This is a genomic window from Pseudomonas sp. SDO52101_S400, assembly GCF_054071635.1.
Map to the genome: position 1 here is coordinate 48,352 of NZ_JBSVWF010000017.1, position 17,738 is coordinate 66,089.

General features: G+C 56.4%; 20 protein-coding genes and 1 pseudogene. 10 read left to right on the forward strand and 11 right to left on the reverse strand.

Annotated elements, in window-relative coordinates; genetic code table 11:
* Positions 1-321 precede the first annotated feature (321 nt).
* The 3 genes and pseudogenes from ACW9HX_RS11050 to ACW9HX_RS11060 all read left to right on the forward strand — a co-directional run bounded on the left by ACW9HX_RS11050 (position 322) and on the right by ACW9HX_RS11060 (position 1,693).
* Complete coding sequence (locus tag ACW9HX_RS11050) at positions 322-681, forward strand: DUF6124 family protein (protein ID WP_207867919.1); 360 nt, start codon at positions 322-324, stop codon at positions 679-681.
* A gap of 373 nt (positions 682-1,054) precedes the next feature.
* Positions 1,055-1,321: pseudogene (locus ACW9HX_RS11055) on the forward strand (DUF4952 domain-containing protein); the annotation flags it as partial.
* Between the two features lie 30 nt (positions 1,322-1,351).
* The gene (locus tag ACW9HX_RS11060; RefSeq protein ID WP_457380623.1) at positions 1,352-1,693 is read left to right on the forward strand and encodes a hypothetical protein; all 342 of its coding nucleotides are present in this window, start codon (positions 1,352-1,354) and stop codon (positions 1,691-1,693) included.
* A 60-nt stretch (positions 1,694-1,753) separates the two neighbouring features.
* On the opposite strand, the gene ACW9HX_RS11065 is transcribed toward ACW9HX_RS11060, so the two are convergent.
* The 5 genes from ACW9HX_RS11065 to ACW9HX_RS11085 all read right to left on the reverse strand — a co-directional run bounded on the left by ACW9HX_RS11065 (position 1,754) and on the right by ACW9HX_RS11085 (position 6,395).
* Positions 1,754-2,074, reverse strand: a complete 321-nt coding sequence (locus ACW9HX_RS11065) for an isochorismate lyase (protein ID WP_457380624.1) — start codon at positions 2,072-2,074, stop codon at positions 1,754-1,756.
* Between the two features lie 27 nt (positions 2,075-2,101).
* Positions 2,102-2,248: a DUF2256 domain-containing protein gene (locus ACW9HX_RS11070; protein ID WP_457380625.1), complete on the reverse strand. Its 147-nt coding sequence runs from the start codon at positions 2,246-2,248 to the stop codon at positions 2,102-2,104.
* Complete coding sequence (locus tag ACW9HX_RS11075) at positions 2,245-3,783, reverse strand: cryptochrome/photolyase family protein (RefSeq protein WP_457380626.1); 1,539 nt, start codon at positions 3,781-3,783, stop codon at positions 2,245-2,247. The genes ACW9HX_RS11070 and ACW9HX_RS11075 overlap by 4 nt, the downstream gene beginning before the upstream one ends.
* A gap of 156 nt (positions 3,784-3,939) precedes the next feature.
* The gene (locus ACW9HX_RS11080) at positions 3,940-5,349 is read right to left on the reverse strand and encodes an ArnT family glycosyltransferase (protein WP_457380627.1); all 1,410 of its coding nucleotides are present in this window, start codon (positions 5,347-5,349) and stop codon (positions 3,940-3,942) included.
* A 173-nt stretch (positions 5,350-5,522) separates the two neighbouring features.
* Complete coding sequence (locus tag ACW9HX_RS11085) at positions 5,523-6,395, reverse strand: patatin-like phospholipase family protein (protein WP_457380628.1); 873 nt, start codon at positions 6,393-6,395, stop codon at positions 5,523-5,525.
* A 139-nt stretch (positions 6,396-6,534) separates the two neighbouring features.
* Here ACW9HX_RS11085 and ACW9HX_RS11090 point away from each other — a divergent pair, with 139 nt between their 5' ends.
* Both ACW9HX_RS11090 and ACW9HX_RS11095 read left to right on the forward strand, forming a co-directional pair.
* Complete coding sequence (locus ACW9HX_RS11090; RefSeq protein WP_457380629.1) at positions 6,535-7,173, forward strand: cytochrome b/b6 domain-containing protein; 639 nt, start codon at positions 6,535-6,537, stop codon at positions 7,171-7,173.
* A complete protein-coding gene (locus ACW9HX_RS11095; protein WP_457380630.1) occupies positions 7,170-7,955 on the forward strand; it encodes a molybdopterin-dependent oxidoreductase in 786 nt (261 codons plus the stop codon). The genes ACW9HX_RS11090 and ACW9HX_RS11095 overlap by 4 nt, the downstream gene beginning before the upstream one ends.
* Before the next feature lie 111 nt (positions 7,956-8,066).
* Here the strand turns inward: ACW9HX_RS11095 and ACW9HX_RS11100 are convergent, their stop codons facing one another.
* Together ACW9HX_RS11100 and ACW9HX_RS11105 are read right to left on the reverse strand one after the other, a co-directional pair.
* Complete coding sequence (locus tag ACW9HX_RS11100; protein WP_457380631.1) at positions 8,067-8,588, reverse strand: AidA/PixA family protein; 522 nt, start codon at positions 8,586-8,588, stop codon at positions 8,067-8,069.
* Positions 8,589-9,050: 462 nt separating this feature from the next.
* Entirely contained in the window at positions 9,051-10,790 is a 1,740-nt protein-coding gene (locus tag ACW9HX_RS11105; RefSeq protein WP_457380632.1) for a DUF262 domain-containing protein, read from the reverse strand.
* A gap of 272 nt (positions 10,791-11,062) precedes the next feature.
* Here ACW9HX_RS11105 and ACW9HX_RS11110 point away from each other — a divergent pair, with 272 nt between their 5' ends.
* Both ACW9HX_RS11110 and ACW9HX_RS11115 read left to right on the forward strand, forming a co-directional pair.
* Entirely contained in the window at positions 11,063-11,248 is a 186-nt protein-coding gene (locus ACW9HX_RS11110; protein WP_457380633.1) for a hypothetical protein, read from the forward strand.
* A 69-nt stretch (positions 11,249-11,317) separates the two neighbouring features.
* Entirely contained in the window at positions 11,318-11,698 is a 381-nt protein-coding gene (locus tag ACW9HX_RS11115; RefSeq protein ID WP_457380684.1) for a c-type cytochrome, read from the forward strand.
* Positions 11,699-11,716: 18 nt separating this feature from the next.
* Here the strand turns inward: ACW9HX_RS11115 and ACW9HX_RS11120 are convergent, their stop codons facing one another.
* Positions 11,717-12,220: a hypothetical protein gene (locus ACW9HX_RS11120; protein WP_457380634.1), complete on the reverse strand. Its 504-nt coding sequence runs from the start codon at positions 12,218-12,220 to the stop codon at positions 11,717-11,719.
* A gap of 145 nt (positions 12,221-12,365) precedes the next feature.
* Positions 12,366-13,022: an O-methyltransferase gene (locus tag ACW9HX_RS11125; RefSeq protein WP_457380635.1), complete on the reverse strand. Its 657-nt coding sequence runs from the start codon at positions 13,020-13,022 to the stop codon at positions 12,366-12,368.
* Positions 13,023-13,134: 112 nt separating this feature from the next.
* Here ACW9HX_RS11125 and ACW9HX_RS11130 point away from each other — a divergent pair, with 112 nt between their 5' ends.
* Positions 13,135-13,767, forward strand: a complete 633-nt coding sequence (locus ACW9HX_RS11130; protein ID WP_457380636.1) for a TetR family transcriptional regulator — start codon at positions 13,135-13,137, stop codon at positions 13,765-13,767.
* Here ACW9HX_RS11130 and mug read toward each other — a convergent pair.
* Positions 13,740-14,249, reverse strand: coding sequence for a G/U mismatch-specific DNA glycosylase (mug, locus tag ACW9HX_RS11135; RefSeq protein WP_457380637.1), 510 nt, complete (start codon positions 14,247-14,249; stop codon positions 13,740-13,742). The genes ACW9HX_RS11130 and mug overlap by 28 nt on opposite strands.
* 9 nt (positions 14,250-14,258) lie before the next feature.
* Positions 14,259-14,882: a TetR/AcrR family transcriptional regulator gene (locus tag ACW9HX_RS11140; RefSeq protein ID WP_457380638.1), complete on the reverse strand. Its 624-nt coding sequence runs from the start codon at positions 14,880-14,882 to the stop codon at positions 14,259-14,261.
* Positions 14,883-15,132: 250 nt separating this feature from the next.
* Between ACW9HX_RS11140 and ACW9HX_RS11145 the strand changes: the two genes are divergently transcribed.
* Both ACW9HX_RS11145 and ACW9HX_RS11150 read left to right on the forward strand, forming a co-directional pair.
* Positions 15,133-16,257 carry an HlyD family secretion protein gene (locus tag ACW9HX_RS11145; RefSeq protein WP_457380639.1) on the forward strand — a complete coding sequence of 375 codons (1,125 nt, stop codon included), beginning with the start codon at positions 15,133-15,135 and terminating at the stop codon, positions 16,255-16,257.
* Positions 16,257-17,723: a DHA2 family efflux MFS transporter permease subunit gene (locus tag ACW9HX_RS11150; protein ID WP_457380640.1), complete on the forward strand. Its 1,467-nt coding sequence runs from the start codon at positions 16,257-16,259 to the stop codon at positions 17,721-17,723. Before ACW9HX_RS11145 ends, ACW9HX_RS11150 begins: the two co-directional genes overlap by 1 nt.
* Positions 17,724-17,738: the final 15 nt, after the last annotated feature.

A 17,738-nucleotide genomic window follows, 5' to 3' on the forward strand; every position in this document is an offset into this window, starting at 1 on the left:
AACTTCCCCAAGGCTACAACGCCTTGCGTCATTGCCTACGACTACGCCAGAATCCGCCGGCTTGTGCGTCTGGCATGCGGGTCTTATCGTTTCGAGGTCACTGAAAATCAGTGATCGGGTTTGGTAGCCCGGTATTCCAGGCGCATGGCGCTACCTCTTTGCAGTGATCGTTCTCGTCTCTGCTTTTTATGGTGGCCGTGCGCAGGGCTTCTTCGGAAGCGCCGGGTTCCTGGACCGGTCTACCAACCTGAGCATGGCCACCACCCTACGTTTGGTAGCGAAGGCTGATGGCTCCTAGATAACTTTCCAGGAGATACATCCATGATCAAACCAACACCCAACCCACCCGAAACCGACCCAACCTCCCCCTACGAATCCCCCAATTCCAAAAAGCTCCACGACGCCGCCGAGCGTGCGCTGGATCACTATCTCTTCCCCGCCGCCGGGGTCATGTCGTCCTGCAACGAGCCCGAGCGGATGTACCTGGCCAATCCGAAGTTCAACACCGAATGTTTGCTGGCCAATGCCAGCGAAACCCTGAGTTCGGCGAGCGAGATGCTCAGTAACTTCGCTGCCCTGCTCGATCCGTCGAACCGCAAGACGGCGCTGGGTATTGCGCAGGTGGTGATGATTGCCGAGCTCGCGGTGAATCAGGCGCTGGATCACGTCGAAGTGGCGTAACCGGTCGGTTCCTGTAGAAGCAGTCGATGGCTGCTTCTACAGCGCGATTTGTTTGGGATATCTAACGCCCGTTCAGTTTTCAAAATGTTGCATCATGAGCGCCCATGACTTGCGTCAGGCTCGGATACCATCCGCTTCGCTCACTCGGTGAAGTCTCGATGAATAGCTCTGGTGCTGCGCGGGGGGCTTAGGAGAAATGGAGATCATGGAGAAATAGATGAAGCGGTTGTTCCTTGGACCCTTATTCGGAGTGCTATTTGTTTTGGCCGGTTGCGCAAAGGCCGAACCGCACTGTGAGGATTTTCTTGCAAAACTCAGCGACAAACCTGAGTTTGTTGAGCTTCTGGAATGCACCTAGGACAACAACTTACAAGGAAAGCCTCTCGTTGCTCGCTACCGAGTAAAAGGCCTTGATGCACTTGAAGCTGAGCGATACATGAATCAGAGCTTCGGTCTTCCAAAGCTTCAGCACATGTGTTGCGGATGGGATTCAGCCCTGTTCTTCTATCGCGATAAAAGAACACGTCTGGGGTACATGCTGGGTATGGGGTCCGAAGAGACGCCAGTAGACAAACGGGATTCGTGGTCAGAAATAAAGTATTTCTACATCAAAGTGTCCCTCTTCACTGAAGACACCTAAGCACAACGTCGGCTCTGTCAGAACCATCAAATGAAGCTAAAACCACTCCTCATCACCCTTCTCTGCTGCATCAGCCCCCTGTCCCACGCAACCGACGTCCCGCTCAAAGAACATATGCCCTTTGTAACCGCACGAAAGGCCTTGATCAAAAACGGCTGGAAGCCGAACCCGACCTATACAGGTGAATACGGGGTCGAAAACATCCTTCAGAGAAAAGGCTTCACTGAAATCGAGTCGTGTACGGTTGGTCTTCAATTCTGCAGTTTCAACTACGTCAGGAACGGCGTCTGTCTGGGCGTGGCGACTGTCGGGGAAGAGGTCAAAGACATGAAGGTCTATTCCTGGAGTTTCAAATGTCCTGAGAAGGATTGAGGGTCTTTAAAACGCCTCAATCCTGCTGCCGCACCATGACTGACAGCCCGGACACCAGATTCAGGTGTCGGATCGATGGGCCGACCAGTGTTTCATTTCTTCTGCAATAAAGTGGTTTACCAGGTCACGGTACATCTGTTCGATTGCATCCGGGCTCAAGCCCTCAGCCTCGGCCCACTGGCGTCGTGTTGCCAACATCGCCTTGAAACGCTCCGGAGCACGCACGGAAGTTGCTGAGGTCTTGTATTTCGAGGCCGCCAGTACGTATTGAAAGCGCTTGCCCAACAGTTTGATAACAGCCTGATCAAGGGCATCGATTTCGCGTCGGATATCCTCCATGCCTGCGCACTCTTCGGGCTGCAACTGATTGATGACGTCCATGTTGTTTGGCTCCGTTTGCTGAAATTGTCATATAGGTGGGCGACTTGATTTACTACGCCGACAACGCTCAGAGCAGTAGCGCACGTCCTCCCAGCAGCGAGCCCACTTCTTCCTCCATGTAAATGGAAGGCCGCAGGTCGCGCAGGTTTTGACGGGCAGCTCGCTTTTTTTCACAACGACTCCCCATCGTCCAATTGCTTGAGCAACCACTCGCCGCGTTGCCAAAGCGCCTGTTGTTTTGCTTCCGGCATGCGGTCGAGGTTTTTGTAGATGATGCTCATGCGTTGATTGCCGCGCAGTCGGTCGCCGTGACGCATTAGAAAGTGCCAGTAGAGCGAGTTGAAAGGGCAAGCGTCGTCTGTGGTGCTTTCGCTCACTTTGTAGGCGCAGCCACGGCAATAGTCGGACATGCGCTTGATGTATTGGCCGCTCGCACAATAGGGTTTGGAACCGAGATAGCCGCCATCGGCGTGCATGACCATGCCCAGCGTATTGGGGAGTTCCACCCAGTCGAAGGCGTCCATGTAGATCGCCAGATACCACTCACATATTTCACCCGGTGCGATACCGGCGAGCAGTGCGAAGTTGCCGGTCACCATTAGTCGTTGAATGTGGTGGGCGTAGGCATGTTCCAGGCTCTGGCTGATGGCCTGGCGCATGCAGTTCATCTGCGTTTTACCTGTCCAGTAGAACTCTGGAAGCGACCGGGTATTACCAAAGGCATTTCCCTGGGCATAGTCAGGCATCTTCAGCCAGTAGACACCTCGGACATATTCACGCCAGCCGATCAGTTGTCGAATAAAGCCTTCGGCGGCGTTGAGTGCAATGCTGCCGGACCAATATGCAGATTCCACATCGCTGCAAAGCTGGCGAAGATCCAGCAAGCCGATATTAAGTGCCGCGCTTATACGCGCATGAAACAGAAACGGCTCATCGCTGGCCATGGCGTCTTGATAGTCGCCGAAGGCTGCCAGGCCCCAATCGAGAAAGTAATCCCACAGGGCCTGAGCTTCGGCGTGGGTGACCGGATAGTCGAACGTGTCGAGTGCGCCATAGTGACCGGAGAAGTGTTTGGCAACTAACGCAAGCACATCCCGGGTGATTGCATCTGGCGTAAAACGGGCTGGCGCAGGCGGCCTGACACCCTTGGGCAAGGCTTTACGGTTTTCCGCATCAAAGTTCCAGGCGCCTCCGACCGGGGTGCCGTCGCCATTGAGCAGCAACCCGCTCTTGCGGCGCATCTCTCGATAAAAGAACTCCATGCGCAGCTGTTTTTTGCCCTGCGCCCAGTGAGCGAAATCGGCACGTGAGCAAAGAAAGCGACGATCGGAATGCCACTTGATCGCCAAGCCACAGTTCCTGATTGAATGCTCCAGTCGCCAGTCACCGCACTCCGTGATATGGAGTTCAGCCGGTTGCAGGCGTGCCTGCCAGCGGTGCAACTCGCTCGGTACGGAGCCGGTATTTTCCGGATCATCGAGCGTTACGTACTGCACCCTGAATCCCCTTTGCCGCAACGCTTCGGCGAAGTGGCGCATAGCGCTGAAAATCAGGACGATCTTTTGCGGGTGATGAGGAACATGGCTGGCCTCTTCCATCACCTCGACCAGGAGCACCGTATCGCGCTCTTGATCCAGCCCCTGCAGCGAGGCGAGGTCGAAAGATAATTGGTCGCCCAGGACGAGGCACAATCGGCGAGTGGTATTCATCAATCAGGTTCCAGTTAATGGGAAGCGTGAGTGCCCGACGATTTCGTGGATTTAATCCACGCAACGCTTTTCAAGAAGGGAGACCTGAATTCTTGTACAGGAATAATGAAATGTACAATTTTATTGCAGTGTGTTGGAGGGGACACGCCAAGCGCGTCACCAAAACCAATACGGCAAAAACTTCGGCGTGGGCTCGATCATGAGTTCCAGGTGGTAGGTGATGGGATTGAAGAAGAACATATCCAGTATCAGAAAGGCCCCTACCCCAAACGACAGCGTCATGAACTCACGGTAACGATGCTCGACGAAGTACTCGCGTTTGGCATGCAAGAAGCTCAATAGCGCACACAACCCCAGGCCTACGCCCAGGAAGTTGGGCTGTAACGGGAATTCGGCAAAGTTGTTGTACAACAACACCAGCAACAGCATCACCAAACCGACGATGGGCAACCGCAGGCAGAACTTCAACAAACCGTTTTTGGCGCGTAGGAATGCGGCTTCGTGGCTGACGAAGATATAGGCCGCCAACAGGGAAATGGCCGGGGTGATTGCCATGATGTAGCGCGCTTTTTTGGAGCTTGGGATCGTGAACAGCACAAGCAGCACCAGCAGCCACCCTGTCAGGTAGAGCAGCAGGTCGATGTCTTTGTGGCGGTTGGAACTGAAGAACTGTTTGTACTTTTTCAGGATCACGTTGACCGAGAAGAACACCGTGATGCCGTAGGTAAACAGGCCAGCGGAAAAGTAGAAGTAGTAGCGAGGTGCACGATCAGAAGAAAAACGCCCCAGCCCCTGCATGGTCAATACATCGGCGAGGAACGCGTCCCCTCCTTGCAAGTAGGCAGCCCAGGCCAGCAGGGCCATTCCGGCGGCCAGGATCAGGCCGGCGAGCACTGAAAACAGCAGCAACATTCGCCATTGGCGACTCAGCAAGTAATAAGAGCCAATGACACACGCGGGGGCAATCAACCCAATAGGCCCGCGAAAGGCAAAGCCAAGTGCAATCCCCACAAACAGAAACACCAGGCGGCTCGGGTCTTTCTTAACATCGGCCGAATAGGCGATGTAAAAGCAGATCAACGTAAACAACGCCGGATAGATATCAAGTGCCAACGAGTTCACGCCGTCCAGAAAGGCCCAGGTCAACAGACTGAAAAGTACGCCATACACGCCCCACTTCCGGTTATGCAGCGCCCCCAGTCTATAAATGAACACCAGCATCAAGGAGGCGGCTATGCAGGACGGAAGGCCCATTGAAAGAATGGACACGCGGCCAAACGGCAAGGAAAACAGGTACACCAGAAGTGTGGTGGTGACCGTGTAGTCGGGATAGGGATTCAGGTCGTCAGCGATGGGAAACAGCGTGACCCCGTTCAGCAACATGTAATCGGCAAAGTCGACAAAACGCGTTGTGTAGTTGAGGACAGCAGGTTTGTACTGCAACACCATGAACACGACCAGTGTCAGGAAGAAAATGCTCAGACACGGCCTTCTTACAACAAATCCTTTCAACATGCCTACCCGCCAGATGCGCTCAAGAACAAGCGGGGCATCATATCGATCCATCGGACATCCTTCAGTGAAATTGCTCTTTTGGGCTACAGCCCTGAAATCTGGAGAACACCGAAAGTGCAGCCTTGCTCCCCGGAAAGTTCAACTTGAGCCTAGCCCACGACAAGGACTATTCAAGCAATACGCTCCCACCCTGCGCGTCGGAAAGTGTTGATCACCTACCAAATTCACTTGTCGTCAAAATGATGAGTATGAGCCCGCAAGGAATCGGGTATTCCCACATGAATCAATCCGCCCGCCTCAATCCACGACTGAGTTGATTGATAAGCCCGTTGCAGCAGTTGGTCCGTCTGGTTGAAGTCGAACACCGAAGCGTCCAGCGGACATAACGGCGGGACAACATGGATAGCCGCGCGTGCACTGTACAACTCGATGTCGCGCACCAGTTGACGCATGCTCATCAAGTTGAGCGTGTGCAAGGCCAGCGCGACAAGTCCGCTCGGTGGACACGGGCAAGCACAGCCGAACCCGGTGGGCAGAACGACAACTCGCGTTGCCCCTAATGCAACCGCACTGGCAATCGGCGTGTTGCTGGAAACTCCGCCATCAACCAGGAACTTCGCGCCGACTTGCACGTTGGGAAACACCAGCGGAATCGCAGCACTGGCCAACAAAGCCTGTTCGGCGCTGCCGCTGGATAAAAGCTCTTCGGCACCGTTCAGTAGATTGGTGGTGACGATATACAGCGGTAGTTCGGTCTCTTCGATCAATTCGACCGGCAGCGATCGGCGCACCAAACGATGCAGCGCAGATGCACTCAACAAGTGCCCGCGACGATTGAGGATGCCCTTCAGGGTGTCGAGTACCGAGAACGGAAACACATCGGACTGGCGCAAGCCGCGCCAGAAATCCGCAAGTTCGGCCACGCCTTGGGCATTGGGTCTGGCGGCGAAGTAGGCGCCGTTGATCGCGCCGACTGAAGCGCCAATCACCAGGTCGAATGCGACCTCGGCCTCGACCAGCGCCTCCAACATCCCGACCTGTACCGCGCCCAGACTCCCGCCACCGGCAAGGACAAGCGCAGTTTTGACTGTTGGCATGGCACACCCGACCGAAATGCTGCCCAGACCTGAAAAGCATAGCTGGCCGACGACCGCGTCCGGCGGAATGTTTTGAGCGCTGAATTGGGGACTACACTTGATCTTGGGTTACGACGTTGTTCGAACCCGGAGCCCCCCTATGCCAGCTGCACCTGAAGCGACCCATGCCGTTCGCCTGCGCCCCAAGAACAGCCATCCCCGGTGGTTGAGGCTGGCGCATTGGCTGAATGCTTTGGCGGTGCTGGTCATGGTCACCAGCGGCTGGCGCATCTACAACGCTTCCCCACTTTATGGTTTCAATTTTCCCAACTCGATTACCTTGGGCGGCTGGCTGGGCGGCGCGTTGCAATGGCACTTCGCGGCCATGTGGATGCTGGTGGTGGTCGGCCTTCTCTACTTGATGACCAATGTATTGAGTGGTCGTCTGTCGCGGCGTTTTTTTCCGTTATCGATCAAAGGTTTTTTTCAGGATCTGGGGGCCGCGCTGCAAGGACGGTTGGGGCATGCCGATCTCAGCCATTACAACCAGGTACAGCGTGTCGCGTACTTGTTTGTGATGCTCGACATCACCGTGCTGGTGATGTCCGGGCTGGTGTTGTGGAAGTCCGTTCAGTTTCCGCTACTGCGTGAACTGTTGGGCGGCTACGACAGCGCCCGGCATGTGCACTTCATTGCGATGTCTTTGTTGGTGGCGTTCTTTGTCGTGCATCTAGTGATGGTCGCGCTCGTTCCCAAGACGTTGTGGGCCATGATTGTCGGCCACAAGGAGCGCCTATGAACAAGCATGTGCAAAGGCCGGAGCTGGATGAATCGTCCATCCTGAAGGACGCCCGCAAAGTGATTGCCTCTCGAATAGAAGACCGCTCTCGCCGCACTTTCCTGTTGCGCAGCCTGACGTTGGGCGGAGTGGCGTTGCTGTCCGGCTGCAATATCTCGGATAACGAAAGCGTTGATACAGCGCTCTCTTCCATATCGCGCTTCAACGACAGGGTGCAGGGCTGGCTGTTCAACCCGAACGCCATGGCGCCCACCTACTCCGAGTCGATGATTACCCGGCCGTTTCCCTTCAATGCGTATTACGGCATCGACGAAGCGCCCGCCGTCGATGAAGACAGCTACCGACTGGAAGTTACCGGCATGGTGGCCGACAAGCGCAGCTGGAAACTGGAAGAACTGCGGGCCATGGCCCAGACCGATCAGATTACTCGACACATATGCGTCGAGGGCTGGAGCGCCATCGGTCGTTGGGGTGGCGTACGTTTCAGTGACTTCCTCAAGCGCGTTGGCGCCGACACGGACGCCAGGTACGTCGGCTTCAAATGCGCCGACGATTACTACACCAGCATCGACATGGCCACGGCCTTGCACGCCCAGACGCTGCTGACGCTGACCTACGACGGTGCAGTACTGCCGCGTGAATATGGCTTCCCGATGAAACTGCGCATGCCCACCAAACTGGGCTACAAGAACCCGAAACACATTCAGGCGATTTTCGTCACCGATACCTATCCCGGGGGTTATTGGGAAGACCAGGGCTATAACTGGTTTGGTGGTAGCTGACGTCTATCAGTGCCCGATATTTTCTTGTGCGAACCCTGCCCGACCAAAAGCCAGCACACAGCCCGGTCAGCCCCTTATCCAACAAGGGAGACCGGGATGTGTGCCGTTCAGTTATTGGTTATTGACGGTGATGTAGGGGTCCCAGGTGTGGTCTGTGCCAATCTGGTTAAGGTCACGGTCGTACAGGGCGAAGTTGATGGTGTACCAGAGTTTTCCTGGATTCAGAGCAGTGGCTTGCCACAGGCTGTACGTCACATCGGTTTTGGAAATACCGCCCTGAGCCCCCTTGTTCAGATAGATCACCACACCGGGCACGTTGAAAGAGACAGGTGGCGAGATAGTGCCTTTGTAGTCGCCGCCCTGATGCGGGTCGCCGGGCTGAACGTTTTTGATCTGTGCGATACGGTCGAAATTGCGCGACAGCGTGGTGGCACGCCAGCGAATGTTGTCGCCGGTTTTGACATCGATCCACAACTCGTTGCCGCCTTCGCCGGTGTTGCCGCTGGCATGCGGATCGACGGCATCGCGCGTCACCAGCATGGAAATCGCACCGCCGACATCGCCGGGATGGGCAATCAGGTAATCGGCATCGATATTGACGAGCACGTCATAGGTACTGGTCGCACTGGACATTTTGCAGCTCCTTGTTGGAATGGCATGACGACCGCGCCCGCAAAGGCTGTCCGGCTCATCCGGTCCCTGGATGCGGTCTGGGGAGAACGATAGGAGATGGCTTGATGGTGTCAACGTGCGATCAGTTGACGCGGGATATATGCGGTGTGATGCGGTGCGACCAAGGCTTTGATTTGCTTTCGCGATGACCGATCTATTAACCGATCGTGGGATTTTTTCCGACTGCTTTAATCGACAAAGGCGCACAGCTTTTGTCGTAAAAAGCCGCATGACTCACACCTAATTTAGACAAAACAACGGGAGCGCCTCAAAGCCTTGAGGCCTCCTGGATTCCGCTCCGCCACCGCTGAGCGAAGGAGCCTAAAGCGTTGACCACGAGCCTCACCGGCTCCACCGCCGCCGCCACTTCCGGCATTGGCTAGGCGGCCAGCGGCGTCGGCGCGATACTGCCGGGGTGAAGGTCTACTCGCTCTCGTACCACCAGTTTTCCAGATTTTGTTCGAGCCCCCACGTTTTGGCCAAGCGTTTAAGGAGCACCACTCTACGCTGCTGTAGCTCAGGCATAGTCCATGTCGAAAACTCGCGGACTTCACTGGTCAAGGTGAACGCACAAGAATCCCCAGACGCAAAGTACTTACTTTTTTTCTTGTCGAAATCATAGTTTTTGGCAGCTGAGTTCTTGCGAAAATTGAGCAGTACCAGATTAGCCAGGCTGTGCACCCAATCAGCATGCTCGTTTGGATCGGGAAACCACTGTGCCCATTGAGACCCGGCATCAATTTTCTGCGGACAGACATGTTCAACAGAAATTACCGGGTAATCATAGTTTGCAGAACCATCGGAAGATGCCTGCTCCAGCCTCAACAATAGAGGCTTAACGACCTTGGAGGCGAGGTAAACGCTTCCGTCCAAAGCATCAAACAAGGCAGAAGCCTCATCCTGTTCAAGCTCTAGACCGGCCGTTCGCTCGCGCGCTCCAGATCTTTGTTTTATGCCTGTTTGAGGCTCTAATTCATCGAGCACATCGGTATAGCGCGCGATACGTACGTTAACATCTGCGCGAGTCAAGAACAGGAAATAGGCCAGTCGCTCCAACTTGAACACAATGGTCGAGACATCATCCCGAACTCCCCCATTACTTTGACGCAAACACAGCAGCAAGGATGGCAACCAGTCTCGGTTATCAAGCCTTTCCAGCGAGCGAACCAGAGCAGCTGTCGTAGTCCCATAACGAGTACGAAGCTGTTCAGTATCCATGGCCAACATTAATGCGTCAGCGTAAGGCTCGAGTACCGCGCCGACGAAGTCGACGGGGGCCTCCCGGAAAATCGGTACGTGCTCGGGAAAGCCAGTTTCTAAAGCAGACCTCGGTTTATCCCGCTCGAAAATCATACGAATGTGGACAAATAGCGCGTTGAACATTTCGCGTCCGAGTCCGACCTCTATGTCCTCCCAGCGCTGAGCGAGGGCTGTTTCCTTGTCCATTCCGGCTCGCTCAAGCAAATCCGCTTTAAGGATATCGGTGGCGGACAGATCCAGGCCTCTTGCGTTCAATACAGTAAAAATTCTACGAGCCGCTACTTCGGTCGGAACTTCAACTACAACGAGATAGCAGCTTTGGAGTAAAAAACGCAGCAAATCATCACGCCCTTCCTCGCCCATCGCGAGTAACCGTGCGCGGATGATTGCAGTATTTTCAATAATGCGTGCTTTCGCCCCTGACTGCCCTTCTAGCGAAGGCAGTTGGCCAGTTGCCCCTCGGGTTTGAACATGTTTCTCAAAAAAAGCCTGGTCCTTTTGACGCAATTGGAGGCGTAGTGCTTCGGGGATACCCTCATCCTTATTAGCCAATTGCTTGATGTAATTTTCCCGCGCTGCCTGTGCGACGAGTTCTGCGGTCAAATCTCGGATCACACTAAACAGGATTGTCAGCGTAGTCAGGCGCTGTTGACCATCAACCACCCGTGATGCCGGGTTGCCGTGAGTCTTAACAAGAACGATGCTGCCAAGAAAGTAAAAACCACCGGCAACGGCAGTTGGTGCCATCGCATCTTCCAGGTCTGCAAGCAGCTCCTGTACCTGGGTCGACTCCCAAGCATATGGCCGCTGATAAGCAGGAATCGTAAAGGCATAGTCCTTTGAAAAAACCTCAACTACCTTCTTGTGAGCGGCCTCTATTCGCAATTGTGCAGCGTCAAGCATGGGAACCTCGTAAATACTGTCTCGGTAATATGATCAACCACAATGATGACGAGCTGCTTTTTAGTAGGTGGTCGAGCAGAATTCCGTTCCGTTGGCAGTTAATTTGAAAACGAGAGAGTACCGCGCAGAGTGGCGCATTGCTATTACTGGCAACATTAAGGTACGGCTGAGCCATCGACTGGATGATGCGATCGAAAAGCTGATGCAACTAACGGGTGGAAGGCTGTCGCGAGCTAAAAGCTACCCATCATTGCGAGGGCATTGGATCAAAAATGGATTTCCTGTTCAACGTACTGGCTTACAAGGTTGGCACTTTCGTCCTGCGCCCGCTGAGTGGCGGTCGTTTCAAGGGAGAAAGCGGTTTTGCCTGGGGCTCGGCACTCGCCGTTGGCGGTTTGGTGCTGTATGCACCCTTTGTGATTATTATCGCCCTGCTCATTTATTACGGCGGCGGATAGCTATCGCATCATCTTGAGAAGCGCACGATGCGTTTCATCATCAAATCCAATCAATATCGACGCATAAAAATGAAAACATCCGCCATCACTTTATTGGCAGTTCTATCGCTCACTCAAACAACCCCCTCCTTCGCAGACAACCTCAACGGAAAGAGCCTCTACACACAAAGATGCGCCGTGTGCCACGGGCCCGATATCAAAGGAACCGGGCCGTTGGCCCATAAAAGCAATCCTCCGACACCTGACCTGACGACCCCCGCCTTCAAGAAACGATTGAGTGATTACCCAGGCGTGATCGTGTCCTCGATCATCCTTCGCCCGAACGGCGACCTGATTCCAAAAACCTTGCGCGAGAATGGTGTGAAGATCCCGCCGCACGCCTGGAGCGTCGGCGATTTTCGCGATTTGAATCAGTACATGAACGATGTCATTTCAAAAAAACAGCACTAAGCCGGGCAACAGTCCCGTTCAGCGTTCGTCGGCCTTTTTGTCGGTGCCTTTTATGTTCTCAATCAGGTCAACGACGTAGTCCTGATTGAAGCCCGCCACGAATGACCAGAACAGCAACTTGGCGTAGGCCGCGTACCCCTCCGCATGCTGGCAAAAAATGTCGTTGAAGATTTGCTTCAAACATTTCGGATCGTCGTCCGGAACGATCACCGGAAACAGATCGCCCCTGATAACGCCGGAAAGGAACAGCAGATACAACAGCCCCGCCAGTATCCCGCCGATGAATGAAGGCAGTATCAAAGCGAACCATGACTTGGCGAGGTTTTCGATTTCCGGATCGGTCAGTATCGACAGTCGTCGGTGAAACCCTACGTAGCCCCCGATATTCCCGGCGATACAAACGATAAAGGGCACTTTGTAGTCGGGCAGACTGTAAGTGACGGCAATCGCCAGCAACAAGAGGGCTATGAAAATCCAGAAGATTCGCTTCCAGATGATGTTGAGGTCGTCCTGACGATTCATGATCAGCTCCCTGATCCTGGTCATGTGTTGATCTTCATGACGATAGACGAATCCTGTCGCACGCATGAAAGATCAAACCGAAAAATGCCTCGAAGGTTGGCTTCTGAAGCAACACGCACCCTCGCGGCATATCGGATGCCACCGCTCAGCCCAACCGCATCGACACTTCAATATCATCGGCAAACGGCACGCTGATGTAGCCGTTCTGCGGCGAGCGCACATGAGCCAGGTATTCCGGGCAGTAATCGGTGTTGTCGGCAATCACCAGCGCCCCGGGCCGCAGGTGTTTTTCAACCAGGTTCAACACGTCGCCATACAACGCCTTGGCGCCATCCAAAAGGAGCAGATCAATAGTTTCCGGAAGATCGCTCGCCAGGGTCACCAGCGCATCGCCTTCGCGAATTTCAATCAGATCACTGACGCCTCCTTCAACGAAGTGAAGGCGTGCCAGTTCGACTTTCGACGGTTCGAATTCGCTGCCGATCAGCACGCCACCGCCGTTGTCCCGCAGGGCCGCTGCCAGGTGCAGGGTCGACAATCCGAACGAAGTACCGAACTCGACAATGGCTTTGGCCTGGGTGCTACGGGCCAGCATGTACAGCAGTTTGCCGGTGTCGCGGGAGACGGGCAGCCACAGGTCCTTGAGCATTCCGTAGAGTTCGCGGTACTCGGTTTTGCTGTGCATCAGGCGTTCGCGTTCTTCGTTGGAGACGGCGCTCAGGATCGGACTAGTGGCGGCGCTGGCCTGGGTGTAAAGGCGTTCGATCAGGGTGGCCAGGGGTTCGGTGGTCAAGGTTGTCATGGTGGTTTTCCGTCAGTTGAGGGCTAAAATGCGAATGATTCGTCGCGTTTAAATGATGCGAGCGAATGGCCCGATCCGCTATTCGCATTCCCTCTTCATGCCTGAGCCGACCATGACCGACCGCCAGACTGCCCGTATTTCCTCACGCAAACAGCCACAGCAGGCACGCTCCGCCGAGCTGGTTTCGGCGATTCTTGAGGCGGCTATTCAGGTTTTGGCCAATGAAGGCGCGGCTCGATTCACCACGGCGCGGGTCGCGGAAAAGGCTGGCGTGAGCGTTGGCTCGCTGTATCAGTACTTCCCGAACAAGGCTGCGATTCTGTTTCGGTTGCAGAGTGATGAGTGGTTGCAGACCACCGAGATGCTGCAGCGGATTCTGCAAAATCGCGAGGCACCGCCACTGGATCGCTTGCGCACGCTGGTGCATGCGTTTATCCGATCGGAATGTGAAGAGGCGCAAATGCGCGGCGCATTGAGCGATGCGGCGCCGCTCTATCGTGATGCGCCCGAGGCCCATGAGGTGCGGGCGGCGGGAAAGCGGACCTTCGAGGCGTTCATGGTTGAATTGCTGCCCGAGGCGAGCGAATCCACTCGCACACTGGCCTGCGATCTGATCCTGGCCACGCTCAGTTCGGTGGGGAAGGATTTTTCATTAAGCCCGCGTACTGACGACGAAATCACAGCACGGGCGGAGGCGATGGCAGACATGTTTCGTGCTTACGTCGTTTCGCTGGATGCCAGGTAAAGCTGTCGGTATGCCGTCACCAGTTGCCCTTGATTGAACGCCAGATTGCGGCCGCTGGGGTTCGGCAGAATCCACACTGCGGCGCCCCCAAACGTGGTGTCCTGCAGCCCCCATTCAATCGACTTTTTCCCGGACAACCCGGCATACGCAGCCTTGCCGAGAAACGCCACGAAGCGCGGCGAATACCGGGTGATCTTGCGTTCGAAACCCACAGTCGCAGCAGTGAATTCGTCCGCTGACAATTGATCGGCCCGAGCCGTCGCCCGCTCGACCACAGCGGTCAGCCCGCAGTGAAACTGCAGGATCGAGCGATCGTTTTCCGGCCTCACCTCGTGGGGGGTGAACCCGGCCAGGTGCAATGTGCGCCAGAAACGATTGCTTCGTCCGGCGAAGTGATGCCCCTGCTCCGCCGCCAGCAAGCCGGGGTTTATCCCGCAGAACACCACAGCCAGGCCTTCGCTCAGGATGTCTTCCAATCCCATATGAACCTCTCAGCCACAGATGACGCTGACGGCGTTGCGTGCCTGAGCGGTCAGCTCCTCGCGGGACTTACCGGCCCGGGCGCGGATCGAGATGCTGTGCAGCAGCGAAGACGCGAGCATGGCCAGTGCAGCTAGATCGGTATCCGGTTTCAGTTCGCCGGTATCGAGCGCCTTCTGCAAGCGGGCTTCCAGATCCGCGTCGAGCTGGCTGAGTCGCAGGGACAACACCTTGCGGATCTCCGGGTCTTCGACCGCTTCGGTGGTTGCCGTGCCGATCGCAAAACAGCCACGGGGCTGGCCATCGCCGGAAAAGTAGATCGCCAGTTGCCCTTCGTAAAAGCCGGTCAGCGCCTGCTCCAGGGTCAGGTTGCCGTCGTTCAAGGCGGCCTGCATCGCGGCATGGGCGGTTTCCCAATATTGGTCGAGCGCCTTGATGTAGAGCGCGTGTTTATCGCCGAACGCGGCGTACAGGCTTGGGCGATTCATGCCGGCAGCGGTGGCGATGCTGTCCAGCGAAGCAGCCGAGTAACCGGTGTTCCAGAACACGCCGAGCGCTTGTTGCAGCGCGGTTTGCGGGTCGTAGGCACGTGGGCGGCCACGGCCTTTTCCTTCTGTCGGTTTATTTTGTGCCATCTCGTATAAATTCCTTGCGGGAAAGTTTGGTCGCTCATATTCTTACACCATCGCACAAAATTAAGGAACCAGAAATTCCTTGATCGGCAGGTTTGTTGTAACAGCGCTCGTACCGGGGCTGGCGACGACGAAACAGCGGCAGCGGAGCCACCCTCCAACACCGCGCACGGACTTGATGATGCACAGCCTTTAACGACGCCCGGGCCGCTGACGAATTCGCACAGGGACCCAGCCCTTTGGAGTACCGATCATGACTCAGCCATTCGATCTCGCCGCCGCACAAATCAGTGCCCACCCGGCTGACGCACCCGCAAAAAAACCGCTCAAGCAGAAGTTGCGACCGCTGCTGTTGGGTGGCATCCCCGCCCTCTTCGCCGTCATTGGCTACGGCCAATACCTTGCCAACGAGCCCTTCGTTTCCACCGATAATGCTTATGCGCGCGTGGCCAAGGCCTCGATCAACGCACGGGTTTCCGGGCAAGTGGTCGAGATCGCCGTCGACGACAACCAACCGGTGCAAAAAGGCCAGGTGCTGTTTCGCATCGACCCCAAGCCTTTGCAGATCGCTGTCGACCGCGCCGAAGCCCAGCTCGGCAATGCTCGGCTGCGCATCGACGGCCTCAAGGCCAGCTACCACCAGCAACAGGCCGAACTGCAATCGGCCAAGGCTTCGGCGGATTTCGATCAGAAAGAGTTCGCCCGCAAGAAAACCCTGGTCGCCACCGAGTTCGTATCACGGGCGGTTTACGAACGCGCCGAAACCGACCTTAAAGTCTCGCGCCAACACATCGCGTCCATCGAACAACAGATCGCCAGCACCGTCGTCGCGTTGAATGGCAATCCGGACATCGCCGTCGACAGTCACCCGACCGTGCGTGAAGCCAAGGCCCAACTCGATGAAGCGCAGCTGTATCTGTCCTACGCGACCGTCACCGCGCCGGATGATGGCATCGTCGCCAAGGTCGATGATTTGCAGGTGGGCAACTACGTCAACAACGGTGCGCCGGCGTTCGCGTTGATTTCCGATCGTGAAATCTGGGTCGAGGCCAACTTCCGCGAGACGCAACTGACGCACATGCGCCCCGGTCAGCCCGCGACCATCACCCTCGATACCTACCCGGATCGTCAGTTCAAGGCGCACGTCATCAGCATGAGCCCCGGCGCCGGTGCCGACTTCGCCCTGCTGCCGCCGGAGAACGCCACCGGCAACTGGGTGAAGGTGGTGCAGCGGGTGCCGGTCCGTCTGGAGCTGGACGAGGCCGACCCTGCCCTGCCGCTGTTTTCCGGCACCAGCGCCACGGTCAAGGTCGATACCGGGCACCGCGCGCCATGGTGGCATCCGCTCAAATCGTTGTTGGCCGCAGGTAACTCGTGATGAACACCTCGACAGCAGATGCACGGGCGCTGAGGTTTGTCGCCCTGCTCGCCACTTACATGCAGTCAGCCAACCTGCCGTTGCCGAATGCTGCGCTGCGCCTGATCCAGGGCAGCCTGTCGATGACTGACGATCAGGCCGGGTGGGTTTTCACGTCCTATCTGGCAGCGAGCGCGATCACCCTGCCGGTTGCGCAATGGCTGGCCGGGCGCTTCGGTTTGAAGCGGGTTTACCAGATTGCCCTTGCCGCGTTCGCCCTCGGGCTGTGGCTCGCAACCCTGGCCGGCACGCCGCTGGAGTTAATCGGCGCCCGCATCCTGCAAGGCCTGGCCAGTGGCGTGATTGCGCCGTTGTCGATGGCCATTGCACTGGAGACGTTGCCCGCCGAACGCCGTCCCGCGTTCGGCCCGAAATGGACGGCGCTGGTGCTGTTCGGCATTGTCAGCGGCCCGAGCATTGGCGGGTTGATCTGCGAGTATTTCGACTGGCGCCCGATGTTCTACCTCAGCCTGCCGCTGACAGCGTACATCTTCCTGGTGGTGACGTTGTTGCTCGCCGAGAAGAAAGCAGATCCGCGTCCGGCATTCGATTTCTTCGGCTTCGGCACTTTCACCCTCGGCATGATCGCCCTGCAAATGCTGCTTGATCGGGGCGAACGGCTGGACTGGTTCGATTCGCCGGAAATCTGGATCGAGGCGTTGGCCTGCGCTCTCGGCTTGTACCTGTTCATCGTCCATGCGCTCACCCGCAAGACGCATTTCCTCAGCAAAGGCTTGTTCGGTGATCGCAACTTCATGCTCTCGACAGTAATGTTTTTCGCCCTCGGTTTCGTGCTGCTGTCGACCATGGCACTGACCTCGCCAATGCTCGACGAGATCCTCGGCTATCCGCCGGACACCACCGGATTGCTGACCGTCCCGCGTGGCATCGGACTGGTGGGCGCGTTCCTGCTGATGGGCCGTGCGCCAGCGTGGATCGACGCCCGGCTGTTCGTCGCCACGGGCATCGCACTGGTGGTGTACGCCAACTGGCTGATGCTCGGTTATTCGCCACTGATGGACTGGACGCCCGTAGCCGTCACCGGGTTCATCCAGGGCGTCGGCCTCGGCATCTTGATGCCGGCGCTCAGCAAAACGGCGTTCAGCACCCTCGACCCGAAACTGCGCCCGGAAGCCACCGGTTTCTTCAACCTGATGCGGGTCTACGGCAGCACCCTCGGCGTCGCAGTGGTGCAGATTTTTTTCTTCAACAACACCCAGGCAATGCATTCGGCGCTGGCCAGCCACCTGACGCCCTATCGCGGCTTGATGCCGACTTCGTTGCCGACACTTGAAGGGCTCAACCATCTGGTGACCCATCAAGCGGCGTTCATCGCGGTGATGGGCCAATTCAAGATTCTGATGCTGGCGATGCTCGTGGTGAGCCCGCTGGTGGTGTTCCTGCGCAAGCCGGTTGCGGCCAACTGATTAACGTGGAGTCTG